This window comes from Gluconacetobacter aggeris (genome assembly GCF_014174395.1).
GTDB classification, from domain to species: domain Bacteria; phylum Pseudomonadota; class Alphaproteobacteria; order Acetobacterales; family Acetobacteraceae; genus Gluconacetobacter; species Gluconacetobacter aggeris.
Genome location: NZ_JABEQD010000001.1, coordinates 261,437 through 277,012 on the forward strand (window position 1 = coordinate 261,437; position 15,576 = coordinate 277,012).

Below are 15,576 nucleotides of genomic sequence, written 5' to 3' on the forward strand. Positions count from 1 at the left end.
CGGGACCGACATGCATATCCTGGTCGTCGAGGATGATCCGACCGTACGCAATTTCGTCGCCAAGGGCCTGCGCGAGGCCGGGCATCTGGTCGAGCCGGTGGACAACGGCAAGGACGGGCTGTTCCTGGCGGTCAGCGAGAATTTCGACCTGATCATCCTGGATCGCATGCTGCCCGGCGGCATCGACGGGCTGCGCCTGCTGGAGACCATCCGCGCGCAGAACAACACCACCCCGGTCCTGCTGCTGTCGGCGCTGGCCGATGTCGACGACCGGGTGCAGGGCCTGAAGGCGGGCGGCGACGATTACGTGACCAAGCCCTTCGCCTTCAGCGAATTGCTGGCGCGGGTCGAGGCGCTGTCGCGTCGCGGGCGCAGCGACAACGCGCCGCAGACGCGCCTGACCGTGGCGGACCTGGAGATCGACCTGCTGTCGCGCAGCGTGCGGCGCGGCGGCCAGCGGATCGACCTGCAGCCGCGCGAATTCAGGCTGCTGGAATATCTGATGCGCCACGCAGGCCAGGTCGTGACCCGCACCATGCTGCTGGAAGGCGTGTGGGACTATCATTTCGACCCGCAGACCAACGTCATCGACGTCCATGTCTCGCGCCTGCGGCAGAAGGTGGACAAGCCCTTCGACACGCCGCTGATCCACACCATCCGCAATGCCGGCTACATGCTGCGGGCGGATTAGGGCGGGAACGCACGAACTGGCCATGTCCTCTGCCCCGCAGACGCTTCCAGCCAAGCCCCAGGGCGGCGCGGAACGGCCACAGCGGCGATTCCGCCTGCCACGCTCGGCCGGGCTGCGTTTCTCGCTGGGCTATGGGCTGCTGTTCGCCCTGTCGTCGATCCTGTTCATGTCCTTCATCTGGTGGGGCACGATCGGCTTTCTGGAGCGGCAGGTGGAAACCGCGATCAATGCCGACGCGCGGGCGCTGAGCCAGCGCTGGGCGGAGGGCGGGCTGCCGACGCTGGCGCTGACGATCGACGACCGGCTGGAACAGAACCTGGACGACGATGCGATCTACCTGATGGTGGACCCGACCGGCCGCCGCCTGGCGGGTAACCTGTCGGAATGGCCGGCGCAGGTGATACGCAACGACCGGTGGTATTCGCTGGAAGTCACGCGTGCGGGCATGCGCGACACGGCGCAGATCCATGCCTTCAGCCTGCCCGGGGGCTTCCGCCTGCTGGTGGGGCGCGATGTGCGGGCGCGCGCGGTGCTGCGCCGGCTGCTGACGGATTCGCTGCTATGGGCGTGGATGATGGTCACGCTGCTGGCGATCAGCGGTGCCGCGCTGGTCCACAGCATGTTCCGCCGCATGATCAAGTCGGTGGCCCAGACCACGCAGGCCATCGCGCATGGCGACCTGTCGCGCCGCATGCCGCTGGTGGGCAATGGCGACGAGCTGGACCAGGTGGCCGAGGCGATCAACGAGATGCTGGACCGCATCGTGCGGCTGATGGATGGCGTGCGGCAGGTCTCCAACGCCATTGCCCACGACCTGCGCACGCCGATCACCCGTGCCCGGACCCAGCTTGAAGATGCCGCCCTGCATGCCCGCGACACGGACGAGCTGCGCGCGGCCGTCGAGCGCGCGGTGGGCGACCTGGACAATGTGACTGCCGTGTTCGAGGCCCTGCTGCGCATCGCGCAGATCGAGGCCGGGTCCCGCCGGTCGGCCTTCGCGCCGTTCGACCTGGTGCCGCTGCTGACCGATATCGGCGACCTGTACGAAGCCGTGGCCGAAGAGCGGCATATCCACCTGGTGCTGCGCCTGCCGCCCAGCCTGCCCTTTTACGGCGACCGGGCGATGATGCAGCAGGCGGTGGCCAACCTGCTGGACAATGCCATCAAATTCTCGCCCGAAGGCGGCACCGTGACCCTGGCCGCCGCCCTGGGGCCGGCACTGCCGGGGCTGACCCTGGGCACGCCGACGCGCGACGTGGTCTCGATCGCCGTCACCGACGAGGGGATCGGCATGAACGAGGCCGACCTGGCCCGTGCCTCGGACCGGTTCTTCCGCGCCGAAGCCGCGCGCAATACGCCCGGTGCCGGGCTGGGCCTGTCGCTGGTGCAGGCGATCGTCCAGTTGCATGGCGGCACGCTGCGCCTGTATCCGCGCCAGCCGGGGCTGGCGGTGCGGATGGTGATGCCGGTGCCGCGCGAAGCCCCCAAGGCCGGCCGGCAGCCCCGGCGCGCCGCCGCCCCCACGCAGGTCCCGACCCGGGTGACGCAGACTTCACGATCGCCCCACGAGGGCGACACATGACGAACCCTAGGCTCGCGTCCATGAATTCACAGCCTCTTTCGATCACGGCACTGGCGGTCATGGGCCTGTGCCTGTGCGGCATGGCCCCGCCGCCGGACATGGACGCGTCGCTGGCCACGGGCGGCCGGGGCGCGGACGACCCCAACCACCCCGTCATCATCACCAGCGACAGCCGCGCATTCTGCAACCGGCTGGCTGCCGTCATCGACGCCTACGGGCCGCCCCTGCGGCACGAGGTCGACGATCTGCGTGCCCAGGGCACGCATCTGTGCCATGAAGGCAAGGTGCGTTCGGGCATCGTTCAACTGCGCCGGGCCCTGATGGCGCTGAAGGAAGACACGCATTCATGACCGAGTTCCGCCTTCCTGCCCTTGGGGCGTTTGCCCTGACCGCCGCGATCCTGCTGCCCCTCGCCGCCTCAGCCCAGGACATGCCGTCCGATCCGGGGCCGGGCATGCCGGAGATGCTGCCCCGCCACGCCCCGGCCGGCACCGCGCTGACCCTGTCGGGCACCGGCACCGTCCATGCCGCGCCCGACCGGCTGACGGCCACGCTGTTTGCCGAAGCCGGCGCCGCCAGCGCGGCGGCGGCGCAGGAGCATGTGAATGCCCTGGCCGGCACGGCCATCGACGCCGCCAAGGCGGCCGGCGGCATTACGACCGTGACCGAGGATTATTCGGCCGAGCATAACGAGGGCGGCAAGGCACCGGCCTGGACGGCCCGCCAGACCGTCCGCCTGACCGGCGCCGACGGCGCGGCGCTGCTGGCCCTGCTCGGGCAGCTCCAGGCCAAGGGGCTGGCCCTGAGCGGGCTCGACTGGTCGCTGTCGTCCGACCGGCGCCGGAGCCTGACCCGCCAGGCCGAGGCCGGCGCCCTGACCGATGTGCGGCAGCGGGCCGAAGCGGCGGCGAAGGTGCTGGGGCTGAAGATCGCCTCGATCCGCTCCATCACGCTGTCCGACCATGGCATGCCGCGCCCGATGCCGATGATGATGATGGCCCGCGCCGCCTCGGCACCCGTGGCACCTGGCGCGCCGGCCGAAGAGCAGGATGTCTCGGCCAGTGCCTCGGCGACCTTCATGCTCACGCCCTGAGGGCATGGTCGTGGCCGTTCGGGCATGTTTCTCGCACCCGTCACCCTTCTGAAACCATCGCGACCGGACTGACGATCGTTTGCCCCTGCATGTGACCCGGATTTTCATCGATGCCGATGCCTGCCCCGTCCGGGACGAGACCTATCGCGTGGCGGTGCGGCATGGGCTGCACACATTCGTGGTGTCGAACCGGATGATCGCCATTCCGTCCTCTCCGCTGATCGAGCGGGTGGTGGTGACCCAGGGGATGGATGTCGCCGATGACTGGATCGCCGAACAGGCGGGCGCGCACGATATCATCATCTCGGCCGATATTCCGCTGGCGGCGCGGTGCGTGGCGCGGGGGGCCTGCGTGCTGGACCCGCGCGGACGGATTCTGGACGCCGACGCGATCGGCATGGCGCTGGCGATGCGCAACCTGATGGAGGATCTGCGCTCCGCCGGGGCGATCATGCAGGGCGGGCGCGGCTTTACCCGCGCGGATCGCTCGGCCTTCCTCTCGGCGCTGGATACCGCCGTGGTCCGGGCCAAGAAGCGCGGGGCGGGCACCGTGCGGCCCCAGTGGAGACCGCTTCCGGACGCCGACACGCCATAAAAAAAAGCCCGGACAGGCCGTCCGGGCTTTTTCGCTGGTCAGGGGATCGTCCCGCTCAGCGGGGCGAGAGCACCATGATCATCTGGCGGTTTTCGAGCTTGGGCATCTGCTCGACCTTCGCCTGTTCGTCCATCTCGGTGCGGATGCGTTCCAGCACCTTGATGCCGAGGTCCTGGTGAGCCATCTCGCGGCCACGGAAGCGCAGGGTCACCTTGACCTTGTCGCCCTCGCCGATGAACGACTTCATGGCGCGCATCTTCACCTGATAGTCGTTTTCATCGATGTTCGGCCGGACCTTGACCTCCTTGATCTCGATGACCTTCTGCTTCTTGCGGGCCTCGTTCCGCTTCTTCTGCTGCTCGTACTTGAACTTGCCGTAGTCGAGGATCTTGGCGACCGGCGGTTCGGCGTTCGGGCTGATTTCCAGCAGGTCGAGGCCAACGGCATAAGCACGTGCCAGAGCATCACGCGTGGGCATGACACCGAGCATCTCGCCCTCCGCGTCGATCAGACGCACCTGCGGAACGCGGATTTCCTCATTGACACGGGGGCCCTCGCGGTTAGGCGGAGTGGGCATCGGAGGTCTGGCTATGGTCGGCTCCTGTATTTGTCTTCATGTCCGGAGCATCTGTCGCCCGAGCCCGCCAGGACCGGCGCGTTCGCCTGCCGCGCCCGCGTCCGCGGAATGAAGCGTGACCGCATCCCGCGCGCCCCGGGCGGTATCCATCCCCAGGGCCTGTTCCAGCTATAAGGCCGGAACGGCGCGATGGCTTTCCGGACTGGCCGTTATTGACCCAAAGAGGCCATCCAGATCAAGCATTCTCGTCGCATGGGCGTTCGATTCAGCCATGCGCGGGCAGCAGACGACCCGCATCCGCCATTCCCCCTTTCGCTGGATGCGGCCCTGGCGGGCCGCATCCGGGACGAAAAGTCCGGCTTATGCCGCGGGCGCGGCCGCCCGACGCAAGTCCGGCGGCAGGGCTTCCTGCGCCAGGCTTTCGACCGCCGCGTCCAGCGACAGGACCTCCTGCGCCGCGCCGCCCAGGCGGCGCATGGCGACCGTGCCGTCCTCGGCTTCCTTGCGGCCCACGACCAGGATCACCGGCACGCGGGCCAGGCTGTGCTCGCGCACCTTGGCGTTGATCTTGTCGCTGCGCGTGTCGGTCTCGACCGTCAGGCCCGCTGCGCGCAGTTCGGCCGCCACCTGCTCGGCATAGGGCGCGGCATCGGTGACGATCGAGGCCACGACCACCTGAACCGGCGCCAGCCACAGCGGGAACCGGCCCGCATATTGCTCGATCAGGATGCCCAGGAAGCGCTCGAACGAGCCCAGGATGGCCCGGTGCAGCATCACCGGCCGATGACGGGCGCTGTCCTCGCCCACATAGCTGGCGTCCAGACGTTCGGGCAGAACGTAATCGACCTGCAAGGTGCCGCACTGCCAGTCGCGGCCGATGGCGTCGCGCAGCACGAATTCCAGCTTCGGGCCGTAGAAGGCACCCTCGCCGGGGTTATATTCATACTCCACGCCGGCCAGGCGGCAGGCCTCGATCAGCGCGCCCTCGGCCTTGTCCCATGTCTCGTCGCTGCCGGCGCGCTGTTCCGGACGGTCGGCGAACTTCACGCGGAAACTGTCGAAGCCCAGATCGGCATAAACTTCGGCCAGCATGCGCACGAAGCGCGCGGTCTCGGCGGCGATCTGGTCGTCGGTGCAGAAGATGTGCGCATCGTCCTGGGTAAAGGAGCGCACGCGCATGATGCCGTGCAGCGCGCCCGAGGGCTCGTAGCGATGGCAGGCACCGAATTCCGCCATGCGCAGCGGCAGTTCGCGGTACGAGCGCAGGCCGTGGCGGAAGATCTGCACGTGGCACGGGCAGTTCATCGGCTTCAGGGCGAGGGTCTTGTCCTCGTCCTCGACGGTCGCGATGAACATGTGCTCGCGATATTTGTCCCAGTGGCCCGAGGCCTCCCACAACGCGCGGTCGACGAGCTGCGGGGTGCGGACTTCCTCGTACCCGCCACGGATCTGGGCGCGGCGCATATAGTCCTGCAGCGCGGTGTAGATCCGCCAGCCCTTGGCGTGCCAGAAGATCGAGCCCACGGCCTCTTCCTGGATATGGAACAGGTCCATCTCGCGGCCGATGCGGCGATGGTCGCGGCGCTCGGCCTCTTCCAGCCGGTGCAGGTGGGCGTCCAGCTCCTTCTGGTCGCGCCAGGCGGTGCCGTAGATGCGCGTCAGCATCGGGTTGCGATGGTCGCCCCGCCAATAGGCGCCGGCCACCTTCATCAGCTTGAAGGCGGTGCCGATATCGCCGGTGCCGCGCATATGCGGGCCACGGCACAGATCCAGCCATTCGCCCTGGCGGTAGATCGAGATCGTCTCGCTCTCCGGCAGGTCGCGGATCAGTTCGGCCTTGAAGCGCTCGCCCTTGGCCTCGAAGAAGCGGATCGCCTCCTCACGCGGCCATTCCTCGCGCTCGAAGGGGGCGTTGGCCGCCACGATCTCGCGCATCCGGGCCTCGATGGCCGCGAAATCCTCGGGCGAGAAGGGCTCGTTGCGATAGAAATCGTAATAGAAGCCGTTTTCGATCGACGGGCCGATCGTGACCTGGGTGCCCGGCCACAGCGACTGCACCGCCTCGGCCAGCACATGGGCGGCGTCGTGGCGGATCATCTCCAGCGCCGCATCGTCCTTGCGGGTGATGAAGCGCACCGAGGCGTCGTGCGCGATCTCGCGCGACAGGTCCATGTCCTTGCCGTCGACCACCATCGCCAGGGCGGCGCGGGCCAGGCCGGGCCCGATGGAGGCCGCCACCGTCGTACCCGTCACCGGCCCGTCGAAATGGCGAACGGATCCGTCAGGCAGGGTGATGGCAGGCATGATGTCGATGCTCCGATAAACAGGAAGAGCCTGTAATGGCGTCAGGCGACCGAGGCCGCAACCCTATCCACGCTCAGAAGGGCCAGATCGTCAACGCGCAGCACCCGCACCTGGCCGGGCGCGCGGCCCTGCGGCGCGGTGCGGGCCGGGTCGCTGTCGCGCGAAAACAGGACGGTACTGGGGCAGCCCATGGCGGCGGCCAGGTGCATGGGCCCGGTATCGTTGCCCACCGCCAGCGCGGCCCGCGCGGCCAGCCCCGCCAGTTCGACCAGGCTGGTCCGGCCTGTCAGGTCCACGGTTTCGGGGCAGGCGGCGCGGATGGTGGCGGCCAGGGCGGATTCGCCCGCCGTGCCGACCACGACCGGCGTCAGCCCACGCGCCGCCAGCAGGCGGGCTAGGGCGCCGAACCGTTCGGCGGGCCAGCGTTTGGCGGGTCGGTGGGGTGCCGCCCCCGGCACCAGCAGTGCATAGGGGCCGGGCAGAACCGGGCCGCCTTCGGCCAGCCAGGACAGATCGGGGTCGGGCACATGATCGATCCCGGCGCGGCGCAACTGGTCGCGCTGGCGGGCCCGGGTGTGCATGAAATCGCGCTGCGGATTGTCGTGCGGCCAGCAGGCGCCGGCCGCGATCCCCGACCAGCGGGGGCGGCCGGCCAGCCGGAAATAGCGCGAGGAGCGGCCGGAGGTCTGGAGGTCGTACACCGCGTCGAACCCCGCCATCAGCCGGCGCAGGCGCAGCAGGCCGCGCAGGTCCCGCCAGGCAGGGCGCGAATCCACCACCACATGGTCGAACCATGGGGCGGCTTCCATCAGCGCCGCGAACGGGGCGGTGGTCAGGAGGGTGATGTCGGCATCGGGATAGCGCGCGCGGATGGCCGCGAAGGGCGCGAAGGCCAGGACGAGGTCGCCCAGCGCCCCAAGCTTGATCACGAGAACGCGCGTCATGCGCCCTGATTAATCCAGAACGTCCGGGATGCAAACAGCACCGGGCGGCGGCAGGGCGAGCGGGATGGGCGCGGGGGAGGAAACAGGGGATAGCCCGGCACCGCCCCCGGAAGCCGACACAGGTCGGTCACAGGCAGGGCGGCGCCGGGAAAAGGGACGACAGCAGATGCTGGCCCTTCTTCATGAAGGTTTCCGTCTCTTCTTGATTCTTCTTGTTCTTCTCTCTTCTTGGAGGCGCTTCGGCCTCTTGACCCTCTCTATACCCAAGGACGATGCCCCTGTCGATGTTACACGATCACATATCACGTAATCGTGATAATTCCGAAAAAGCCGCCTTCCCCGGCCGATGCGTGACCGATCCGTTCGTGCTAGAGAGGCAGGATGGACATGCCTGTCGCCCGCCCTGTCATTCTTCAGGTTCTGCCCGCGCTCGATGCCGGCGGGATCGAACAGGGCACGGTCGACATGGCCCAGGCCATTGCGCAGGCCGGGGGCGTGGCGCTCGCGGCCTGTGCCGGCGGCCGCATGCTGCCGCGCCTGGCCTATGCCGGCGGTGTCCATGTGCCGCTGGACCTGCGGCCCAAGAACCCGGTCTCGATCCTGCTCAACGCGCGGCGGCTGGCGCAGGTGATCCGCGAGCGCGGCGTGCATCTGGTCCATGCCCGCTCGCGCGCGCCGGGCTGGTCGGCGGCGCTGGCCTGCCGGCTGACCGGCGTGCCGCTGGTGACCACCTGGCATGGCGTCTATCGCGAGAATGTTCCGGGCAAGCGGCGCTATAATGCCGTCATGGCGTCCGGCCGGCGGGTGATCGCCATCAGCGCCTTCATCGCGCGGCGCCTGGCCCGCGACTATCGGGTGGGGCCCGACCGGCTGCGCGTGATTCCGCGCGGCGCCGATACCGTGCGCTTCGACCCGGCCGTGGTACGCGGCCCCCGCATCCAGGCGCTGGCCGATCAATGGGGCCTGCCCGAGGAGGCCGCGATCATCATGCTGCCGGGCCGGCTCACGCGCTGGAAGGGCCAGGCGCTGCTGCTGGAAGCCCTGGCGCGGATGGAAGCCCAGGGGGGCTGCGGGCGCCCCTGGGCGTGCGTCTTCGTGGGCCCGGCCCGCCGGCGCGACCGGTTCGGCGACGGCCTGAAACAGATGGCGCAGGCCTATCCGGCCCTGCGCGGGCGGGTGTTCTTCGCCGGCCACTGCGCCGACATGCCGGCGGCGCTGGCGATGGCGGACGTGGTGGTGGTGCCCTCGCTGGAGCCCGAACCGTTCGGCCGGGTGGTGGTCGAGGCCCAGGCGATGGGCCGCCCGGTCGTGGTCGCCGCCCATGGCGCGGCGATGGAAACCGTGGTGGACGGACAGACCGGCCTGCTGGTACCGCCCGGCGACCCCGATGCGCTGGCGGCGGCGATCGGCGCCATGCTGCGCCTGACGCCGGACGAGGCCGAAACATTGGGGGCCGCCGCCCGCGCCCATGTGCTGGCCCGCTATACCACCCGGGCGATGCAGCAGGCGACGCTGGCGGTCTATGATGAGATCCTGGGCTCGAGCCTGGCGGACTGGTTCGCCTGGCAGGGGACCCAGCCGGCCGGGGACGCTCTTCACGAGACGCCCCCCCTACAGGAAGCGACCCTACAGACCGATGTCGAATGATCCGTTCCGCGCCGCCCCGCCGCGCAAGCACCCCACGCCGCGCCTGGTGTCGTGGGCCCAGAGTGCCGCCCTGTTCTGCTTCGGCGCCAGCATCCTGCTGGAAGTCGGGCAATCGCAATGGCACTGGCCGCTGCTGGGCCGGGGCTGGCCGATCCTGGGGCTGGATATCGCCGGCGCGCTGCTGATGGCGGCATCCCTCGTCATATTGTGGACCAGCCGACGCCGCAGCCGCTGACCTCTCCGAATACGGACCATTTTCAATGACCGATTCCTCCCCCCCTCCCCTGACCAAGGCCGAGAAGGCCGAGATTGCGCGGCAGGAGCGCCTGGCGCGCGAGGCCGCGGCCCTGCGGGCAAACCTGCGCCGCCGCAAGCAGCAATCCCGCGCCCGCGCCGACACTGCCGGCGACGAGGCGGTGCCCGCCCCCGCCGGGACGACAAACAGCGGGAGTTGATTGCGGTCGGGCCCGGCCTTCGCTAGTGGTCGGGCAGATACGAGAAGACATTCGCCCCACGCGACGCAAGGGACCGTACATGCCTATTATGCCCGATAGCTGGATTCGACGCATGGCCCAGGAGGGCGGGATGATCGAACCCTTCGTGGAACAGCAGAAGCGCGAGGGCGTGATTTCCTACGGCCTGTCATCGTACGGCTACGACGCGCGGGTGGCCGAGGAATTCAAGATCTTCACCGATGTCGACAACGCCCTGGTCGACCCCAAGGATTTCGCGTCCAACAGCTTCGTCACCCGCACCGGGCCGACCTGCATCATCCCGCCCAACAGCTTCGCGCTGGCGCATACGGTGGAATATTTCCGCATTCCGCGCGACACGCTGGTGGTCTGCCTGGGCAAGTCGACCTATGCCCGCTGCGGCATCATCGTGAACGTCACGCCGCTGGAGCCCGAATGGGAAGGCCAGGTGACGATCGAGATCAGCAACACCACCCCGCTGCCGGCGCGCATCTACGCCAATGAAGGCATCTGCCAGTTCCTGTTCTTCCAGGGCGCTTCCCCCTGCGAGGTCAGCTATGCCGACCGCGCGGGCAAATATATGGGCCAGCGCGGCGTCGCCACCCCCCGGATGTAGGACACAGGCCATGGACCGTTTCATCATTCACGGCGGCCACCGGCTGCGCGGCGACATCGTCATCGGCGGCGCCAAGAACGCGGCGCTGAAGCTGCTGGTCGCCGGCCTGCTGACGTCGGAACGGCTGGTGCTGCGCAACGTGCCGCGCATCGCCGACATCACGACCATGCGCCGCCTGCTGGAACAGCATGGCGTGACGGTGGAGGACATCGAAGGCGACGGCGGCACGCTGGCCGTCGGCGGCAGCATCACCAACACGGTGGCACCCTACGACATCGTGTCGCAGATGCGCGCCTCGATCCTGGTGCTGGGCCCGCTGCTGGCCCGCTGCGGCGAGGCCCGCGTCTCGCTGCCCGGCGGCTGCGCCATCGGCACCCGCCCGGTGGACATGCACCTGAAGGGGCTGGAGGCGCTGGGCGCCGAGATTTCGCTGGAAGGCGGCTATATCAACGCCCGCGCCCCGCGCGGGCTGGTGGGTGATCGCATCGTCCTGCCCTTCGCCTCGGTCGGAGCGACCGAGAACCTGCTGATGGCATCCTGCCTGGCGCGCGGGCGGACCGAGATCATCAACGCGGCGCGCGAGCCGGAAATCGCCGACCTGGTCGCCTGCCTCAACAGCATGGGCGCGCGCATCACCGGCTCGGGCTCCGGCACGCTGACGATCGAGGGCGTGGAAGCCCTGCACGGCACCACGCACAGCGTGATGCCCGACCGGATCGAATGCGGCACCTATGCCTGCGCCGCCGCCATCACCGGCGGCGAACTGCGCCTGATCGGCGGCCGGGCCGATCATCTGGGTGCGGTCGTCCGCGCGCTGGAGGAGGCGGGCGTGGAGGTGTTCCAGGAGGACGACGCCCTGCGCGTGCGCCGCACCGGGGCGCTGCGCGGCGTGGACATCATGACCGAACCCTATCCGGGCTTCCCCACCGACATGCAGGCCCAGTTCATGGCGCTGCTGTCGGTCGCCGAAGGGGCGTCGATGGTGACCGAGACCATCTTCGAAAACCGCTTCATGCATGTGCCTGAACTGAACCGCATGGGCGCGCGCATCAACGTCCATGGCTCATCCGCCATCATTCGCGGCGTGCATTCGCTGTCGGGCGCGCCGGTGATGGCGACCGACCTGCGGGCTTCGTTCTCGCTGATCCTGGCGGGGCTGGCGGCGCATGGCGAGACGATCTTGAGCCGGGTTTATCATCTGGATCGTGGCTATGAGGCCGTAGAGCGGAAGCTGGCGCAGTGTGGGGCGCAGATCGAACGGGTGCGGGATTAAGGCCTTCTTTTTCTGAAGAAAAAGAAGCAAAAAGACTTTTATTCGTTCAGGGGCGTCGCATGCCCCGGCAAAAAGCTCCTGAACGAATCAGAGTTTTTTGGTTCTTTTTTGCAAAAAAGAACATCAAGCCTCGCCCGGTAGCGCGATGGCACCGCCGACGAACAAGACAGCAATCCCCAGCGCGACCGGATGGAAGACCCCCATCAGGACCAGCGCACCGGATGCCGCCAACAGGGCGAAGGCGGGGACATAGGGAAATCCCGGCACTTTCCACACCAGATGCGCACTGCCGTCGCGCCGGCGCAGCCTGAACAGGCTGGCCATGGTCAGCACATAGACGATCAGCGCGCCGAATACGGATAGCGTCACCAGCGAGGCCGTCAAAGACTGGCCGCCGAAACTGGCGAAATCGTCGCAGAGGATGGCGATGATGCCGATTATGCCCCCGGCGAGGGTGGCGACCCAGGGCGTGCCGCGCCGGGGGTGGCGGTGTGCGAGCAGGTGCGGCAGGCCGCCGTCGCGCGCCAGTGCGTAGATCTGCCGCGAATAGCCCATGATGATACCGTGCAGCGAGGCGATGAGCCCGAACAGGCCGAGCCAGACCAGCATGTGGACGTAGCCGCTATGCGGGCCGACGACGATACGCATGGCCTGGGGCAGCGGGTCGTTGCGGTCGGCAAGCGCGCGCCAGTCGCCCACCCCGCCGGCCAGTACCATCACGCCGAGGGCGAGGGTGACCAGCGTGAAGATCGAGGCGACATAGGCCAGCGGCAGGGTGCGGTGCGGGTCGCGCGCTTCCTCGGCGGTCAGCGCCACGCCCTCGATGGCGAGGAAGAACCAGATGGCGAATGGCACCGACTGCGCGATGCCGCCGAAGGTGGCGAATGAGAGGTGCCCGCTGCCCGCCCAGCCGCCATCGGTAAAGCGCGCCATCGAAAAGCCGGGCCAGACGATGGCCATGAAGATCAGAAGCTCGATAATCGCCGCCAGCGTCACGAACAGTTCGAACCGTGCCGCCAGGTGCACACCGGCGATATTGAGCGCCATGAACGCGCAGAACGCGCCTGCCGCCGCCATGGTCGGCGACAGCCATGGATATTGCACGTGCAGGTAGGCGCCGATCGCCAGCGCGATGGCGGGCGGCGCGAAGACGAATTCCATGACCGAGGCGATGCCCGCGATCAGGCCCGCCCGCCGCCCGAACGCGGCGGTGACATAGACGAACGGACCGCCCGCGCGCGGCATGGCGGTCGTCAGCTCGGTGTAGGAAAAGATCAGCGACAGGTACATCAGCGCGACGGCGAGGGTCGCGACCAGAAAGCCGAGCGTGCCGGCACTGGCCCAGCCGTAGCTCCAGCCGAAATACTCGCCCGAGATGACCAGCCCGACCGCGATGGACCAGAGATGGATGACGCCCAGATGGCGGGGCAGCGCGTCGGTCCGGCTGGTCATGGCGTGGGCGGCGGCAATCGTGCGGTCATGCTGTCATCCTTGAGGGCAACGCCGCTGCGCCCCAGCGTACGCGCGCCGCGTAGCAGCCAGGCGAGGCGGAAGGCGGCTTCGTCATGCGCCATGCCGCCATGGGCGTGGATGTTGGAGAGACAGTTGCGTTCGGAATCCATGCGGCCGACTTTCGGGTCCCATGTCAGGTAGAGGCTGAGGCTGTCGGCGGCGCTCAGGCCCGGGCGCTCGCCGATCATCATGACCACGCAGCGCGCACCGACCAGAGTCCCGATCTCGTCCCCCAGCGCGACCCGCGCATTATGCGCGACGATGAGGGGGCCGATGGACCAGCCCGGCAGGGACGCGCGCGCGGCCTCCAGCACGCCGGGCGCCTGGCGCGCCGCCGCCAGCGCCGAAAGCCCGTCGGCGATGACGAACAGGACGTCGCAGGGTGCCTGCGGCAGGCGCGCCGCGTCCAGCGGGCACAGCCGCCGCCCCAGATCGGGGCGACGCACGAAGACGCCGCGATCGGGCGCGCGGCTGCGCACTTCGAGGAACGGCTCGGCGAGGGAAAGCCGGGCCGGATCGAGCGCGGCATGAACTGCCCGCCGGGCCGCCGCATGCGCGGCCTGCAAGGCACGCACATCCGCCCCCGCCAGCGCGTCGCCGGCCCGGCCGAGGCCGATGCGGGCGTGCGTCAGGCCACGCAGCGCGATCCACGGGTCGCGGGCGGGATCTGGCCGGCTCTCACTCATCCAGGAAGCCGGGAAGGGCCAGCGGCGCGTTGGCGTTCAGGCGGCGCCTGCCGTCCAGCAGGGCCATCCGTTGCAGCCAGCGTTCGAATTCGGGAGCGGGCGCGGTGCCATAGACGGAGCGGACGGTCAGGATGTCGTGGTAGGAGAGGCTCTGGTAATTCAGCATCACATCATCCCCCCCCGGCACGGCGATCAGGAAATTCACCCCTGCCGCCGCCAGCAACATCATCAGGTCGTCGCTGTCATCCTGGTCGGCTTCCGCATGGTTGGTGTAGCAGACGTCACAGCCCATCGGCAGGCCCATCAGTTTGCCGCAGAAATGATCTTCCAGGCCAGCGCGAATGATCTGCTTGCCGTCATAGAGATATTCGGGGCCGATGAAGCCCACGACGGTGTTGACCAGCAGCGGCGCATATTCCCGGGCCACCGCGTAGGCGCGCACTTCCAGCGTCTGCTGGTCGACCCCGAAATGCGCATCGGCGGAAATCGCGGCCCCCTGCCCGGTCTCGAAATACATCACGTTCTCGCCCACGCTGCCGCGCCGCAGGCTTCGCGCCGCCTGATGCGCCTCGTCCAGCAGCGCCAGCGAGACGCCGAAGCTTTCATTGGCGCGCTGGGTGCCGGCGATGGACTGGAAGACCAGATCGACCGGCGCCCCGCGCTCGATCATCGCCAGCGTGTTGGTGATGTGGGTCAGCACGCAGCTCTGGGTCGGGATGTCGTAGCGCCGGCGGATTTCGTCGAGCATGTGCACCAGCACCATGCCGGTTTCGATGGAATCGGTGGCTGGGTTGATGCCCAGCACCGCATCGCCTGCCCCCAGCAGCAGCCCGTCCAGCAGCGCGGCCGCGATGCCGCGCGCGTCGTCGGTCGGGTGATTGGGCTGGAGGCGCGCACCCAGCCGCCCCTTCAGTCCCTGCGTGTTGCGGAAGGCGGTGACGACACGCACCTTGCGGGCGACCGCGATCAGGTCCTGGTTGCGCATCAGCTTGCTGACGGCCGACACCATTTCCGGCGTCAGGCCCCGTGCGATGGCGGCCAGCGCGGCCTCGTCGGCCTCGTAGCCCAGCAGCCAGTCACGCCATTGCCCGACCGTCATATGCGCGATCGGGGCGAAGGAGGCGGCGTCGTGCCGTTCGACCACCAGCCGCGTGACGTCGCACTGTTCGAAGGGAATGACGGCTTCGTTCAGGAAGGCCCGCAGCGGCACGTTGGCCAGCGCCTCCCGCGCCGCCACCCGTTCGACGGGATCGGCGGCAGCCACGCCGATCAGCTCGTCGCCCGACCGCAGGGGCGAGGCCCGGGCCAGCAGGGTGCGCAGATCGTCGAACCGATAGCGTTCGCCCTGGAGGGTCGCGTAAAACACCATGGGGCCGTTCCGTCGTCGAGAGAGCGGGTCTGGCAGGGCGGAAGGCCCTCTCGTTCCTGTGTAAGCGGCCGGTCGCGCAGGCGGCAAGCGCCGTATTCCGCCAGTCACGGCTGTGCGCCCTTCCTGTCGCGGGGCGGAATGTGATAAGCCGCAGCGCACCTGGCGCCTGGACGCGGCCCTGGCGGCCCAGCCGCCACCGCAATGGGGGCGCGCT

16 protein-coding genes are annotated in these 15,576 nt (G+C 68.7%); 10 read left to right on the plus strand and 6 right to left on the minus strand.

The genetic code is table 11. The features are described 5' to 3' along the window. Positions 1–10: 10 nt before the first annotated feature. From HLH36_RS01160 to HLH36_RS01180, 5 genes are all read left to right on the plus strand, one after another. Positions 11–691 carry a winged helix-turn-helix domain-containing protein gene (locus HLH36_RS01160; protein ID WP_182968620.1) on the plus strand — a complete coding sequence of 227 codons (681 nt, stop codon included), beginning with the start codon at positions 11–13 and terminating at the stop codon, positions 689–691. A gap of 22 nt (positions 692–713) precedes the next feature. After that, complete coding sequence (locus tag HLH36_RS01165; protein ID WP_182984676.1) at positions 714–2,273, plus strand: sensor histidine kinase; 1,560 nt, start codon at positions 714–716, stop codon at positions 2,271–2,273. Between the two features lie 20 nt (positions 2,274–2,293). Continuing rightward, entirely contained in the window at positions 2,294–2,623 is a 330-nt protein-coding gene (locus tag HLH36_RS01170) for a hypothetical protein (protein ID WP_182984677.1), read from the plus strand. Continuing rightward, positions 2,620–3,366: an SIMPL domain-containing protein gene (locus HLH36_RS01175; RefSeq protein ID WP_182984678.1), complete on the plus strand. Its 747-nt coding sequence runs from the start codon at positions 2,620–2,622 to the stop codon at positions 3,364–3,366. Before HLH36_RS01170 ends, HLH36_RS01175 begins: the two co-directional genes overlap by 4 nt. 91 nt (positions 3,367–3,457) lie before the next feature. After that, the gene (locus HLH36_RS01180) at positions 3,458–3,961 is read left to right on the plus strand and encodes a YaiI/YqxD family protein (protein WP_182984939.1); all 504 of its coding nucleotides are present in this window, start codon (positions 3,458–3,460) and stop codon (positions 3,959–3,961) included. Positions 3,962–4,016: 55 nt separating this feature from the next. Here HLH36_RS01180 and infC read toward each other — a convergent pair whose 3' ends face one another. The 3 genes from infC to HLH36_RS01195 form a co-directional block, all read right to left on the minus strand. After that, positions 4,017–4,538 (minus strand): translation initiation factor IF-3, encoded by a 522-nt coding sequence (infC, locus tag HLH36_RS01185; protein ID WP_114725527.1) that lies wholly within the window; start codon positions 4,536–4,538, stop codon positions 4,017–4,019. Positions 4,539–4,898: 360 nt separating this feature from the next. Continuing rightward, positions 4,899–6,842: a threonine--tRNA ligase gene (gene thrS / locus HLH36_RS01190; RefSeq protein ID WP_182984679.1), complete on the minus strand. Its 1,944-nt coding sequence runs from the start codon at positions 6,840–6,842 to the stop codon at positions 4,899–4,901. A gap of 41 nt (positions 6,843–6,883) precedes the next feature. After that, a complete protein-coding gene (locus tag HLH36_RS01195; protein ID WP_182984680.1) occupies positions 6,884–7,786 on the minus strand; it encodes a glycosyltransferase family 9 protein in 903 nt (300 codons plus the stop codon). 381 nt (positions 7,787–8,167) lie between these two features. Between HLH36_RS01195 and HLH36_RS01200 the strand changes: the two genes are divergently transcribed. The 5 genes from HLH36_RS01200 to murA all read left to right on the plus strand — a co-directional run bounded on the left by HLH36_RS01200 (position 8,168) and on the right by murA (position 11,795). After that, complete coding sequence (locus HLH36_RS01200; RefSeq protein ID WP_182984681.1) at positions 8,168–9,433, plus strand: glycosyltransferase family 4 protein; 1,266 nt, start codon at positions 8,168–8,170, stop codon at positions 9,431–9,433. Beyond that, on the plus strand, positions 9,423–9,668 hold the full coding sequence (locus HLH36_RS01205; RefSeq protein ID WP_182968611.1) for a hypothetical protein: 246 nt from the start codon (positions 9,423–9,425) through the stop codon (positions 9,666–9,668). Before HLH36_RS01200 ends, HLH36_RS01205 begins: the two co-directional genes overlap by 11 nt. Positions 9,669–9,693: 25 nt before the next feature. Then, positions 9,694–9,888 carry a hypothetical protein gene (locus HLH36_RS01210; protein ID WP_182984682.1) on the plus strand — a complete coding sequence of 65 codons (195 nt, stop codon included), beginning with the start codon at positions 9,694–9,696 and terminating at the stop codon, positions 9,886–9,888. Between the two features lie 79 nt (positions 9,889–9,967). After that, entirely contained in the window at positions 9,968–10,522 is a 555-nt protein-coding gene (gene dcd, locus HLH36_RS01215) for a dCTP deaminase (protein ID WP_114725515.1), read from the plus strand. A gap of 10 nt (positions 10,523–10,532) precedes the next feature. Beyond that, positions 10,533–11,795: a UDP-N-acetylglucosamine 1-carboxyvinyltransferase gene (gene murA, locus HLH36_RS01220; RefSeq protein ID WP_182968608.1), complete on the plus strand. Its 1,263-nt coding sequence runs from the start codon at positions 10,533–10,535 to the stop codon at positions 11,793–11,795. Between the two features lie 123 nt (positions 11,796–11,918). Here the strand turns inward: murA and eat are convergent, their stop codons facing one another. The 3 genes from eat to HLH36_RS01235 are packed head-to-tail and all read right to left on the minus strand — an operon-like array spanning position 11,919 to position 15,362. Next, entirely contained in the window at positions 11,919–13,247 is a 1,329-nt protein-coding gene (gene eat, locus HLH36_RS01225) for an ethanolamine permease (protein WP_182984683.1), read from the minus strand. After that, positions 13,244–13,993 carry an ethanolamine ammonia-lyase subunit EutC gene (gene eutC, locus HLH36_RS01230; RefSeq protein WP_182984684.1) on the minus strand — a complete coding sequence of 250 codons (750 nt, stop codon included), beginning with the start codon at positions 13,991–13,993 and terminating at the stop codon, positions 13,244–13,246. The genes eat and eutC overlap by 4 nt, the downstream gene beginning before the upstream one ends. Then, positions 13,986–15,362: an ethanolamine ammonia-lyase subunit EutB gene (locus HLH36_RS01235; protein WP_182984685.1), complete on the minus strand. Its 1,377-nt coding sequence runs from the start codon at positions 15,360–15,362 to the stop codon at positions 13,986–13,988. Before HLH36_RS01235 ends, eutC begins: the two co-directional genes overlap by 8 nt. Between the last annotated feature and the right edge of the window lie 214 nt (positions 15,363–15,576).

Bases quoted from the DNA above. Each gene is read 5' to 3' on its own strand.
- HLH36_RS01235 (WP_182984685.1), bottom strand. From the start codon at position 15,362: ATGGTGTTTTACGCGACCCTCCAGGGCGAACGCTATCGGTTCGACGAT.
- HLH36_RS01205 (WP_182968611.1), top strand. From the start codon at position 9,423: ATGTCGAATGATCCGTTCCGCGCCGCCCCGCCGCGCAAGCACCCCACG.
- dcd (WP_114725515.1), top strand. From the start codon at position 9,968: ATGCCTATTATGCCCGATAGCTGGATTCGACGCATGGCCCAGGAGGGC.
- thrS (WP_182984679.1), bottom strand. From the start codon at position 6,842: ATGCCTGCCATCACCCTGCCTGACGGATCCGTTCGCCATTTCGACGGG.
- HLH36_RS01210 (WP_182984682.1), top strand. From the start codon at position 9,694: ATGACCGATTCCTCCCCCCCTCCCCTGACCAAGGCCGAGAAGGCCGAG.
- murA (WP_182968608.1), top strand. From the start codon at position 10,533: ATGGACCGTTTCATCATTCACGGCGGCCACCGGCTGCGCGGCGACATC.
- HLH36_RS01170 (WP_182984677.1), top strand. From the start codon at position 2,294: ATGAATTCACAGCCTCTTTCGATCACGGCACTGGCGGTCATGGGCCTG.
- HLH36_RS01200 (WP_182984681.1), top strand. From the start codon at position 8,168: ATGGACATGCCTGTCGCCCGCCCTGTCATTCTTCAGGTTCTGCCCGCG.
- HLH36_RS01195 (WP_182984680.1), bottom strand. From the start codon at position 7,786: ATGACGCGCGTTCTCGTGATCAAGCTTGGGGCGCTGGGCGACCTCGTC.
- HLH36_RS01175 (WP_182984678.1), top strand. From the start codon at position 2,620: ATGACCGAGTTCCGCCTTCCTGCCCTTGGGGCGTTTGCCCTGACCGCC.
- HLH36_RS01160 (WP_182968620.1), top strand. From the start codon at position 11: ATGCATATCCTGGTCGTCGAGGATGATCCGACCGTACGCAATTTCGTC.
- infC (WP_114725527.1), bottom strand. From the start codon at position 4,538: ATGCCCACTCCGCCTAACCGCGAGGGCCCCCGTGTCAATGAGGAAATC.
- eutC (WP_182984684.1), bottom strand. From the start codon at position 13,993: ATGAGTGAGAGCCGGCCAGATCCCGCCCGCGACCCGTGGATCGCGCTG.
- HLH36_RS01165 (WP_182984676.1), top strand. From the start codon at position 714: ATGTCCTCTGCCCCGCAGACGCTTCCAGCCAAGCCCCAGGGCGGCGCG.
- eat (WP_182984683.1), bottom strand. From the start codon at position 13,247: ATGACCAGCCGGACCGACGCGCTGCCCCGCCATCTGGGCGTCATCCAT.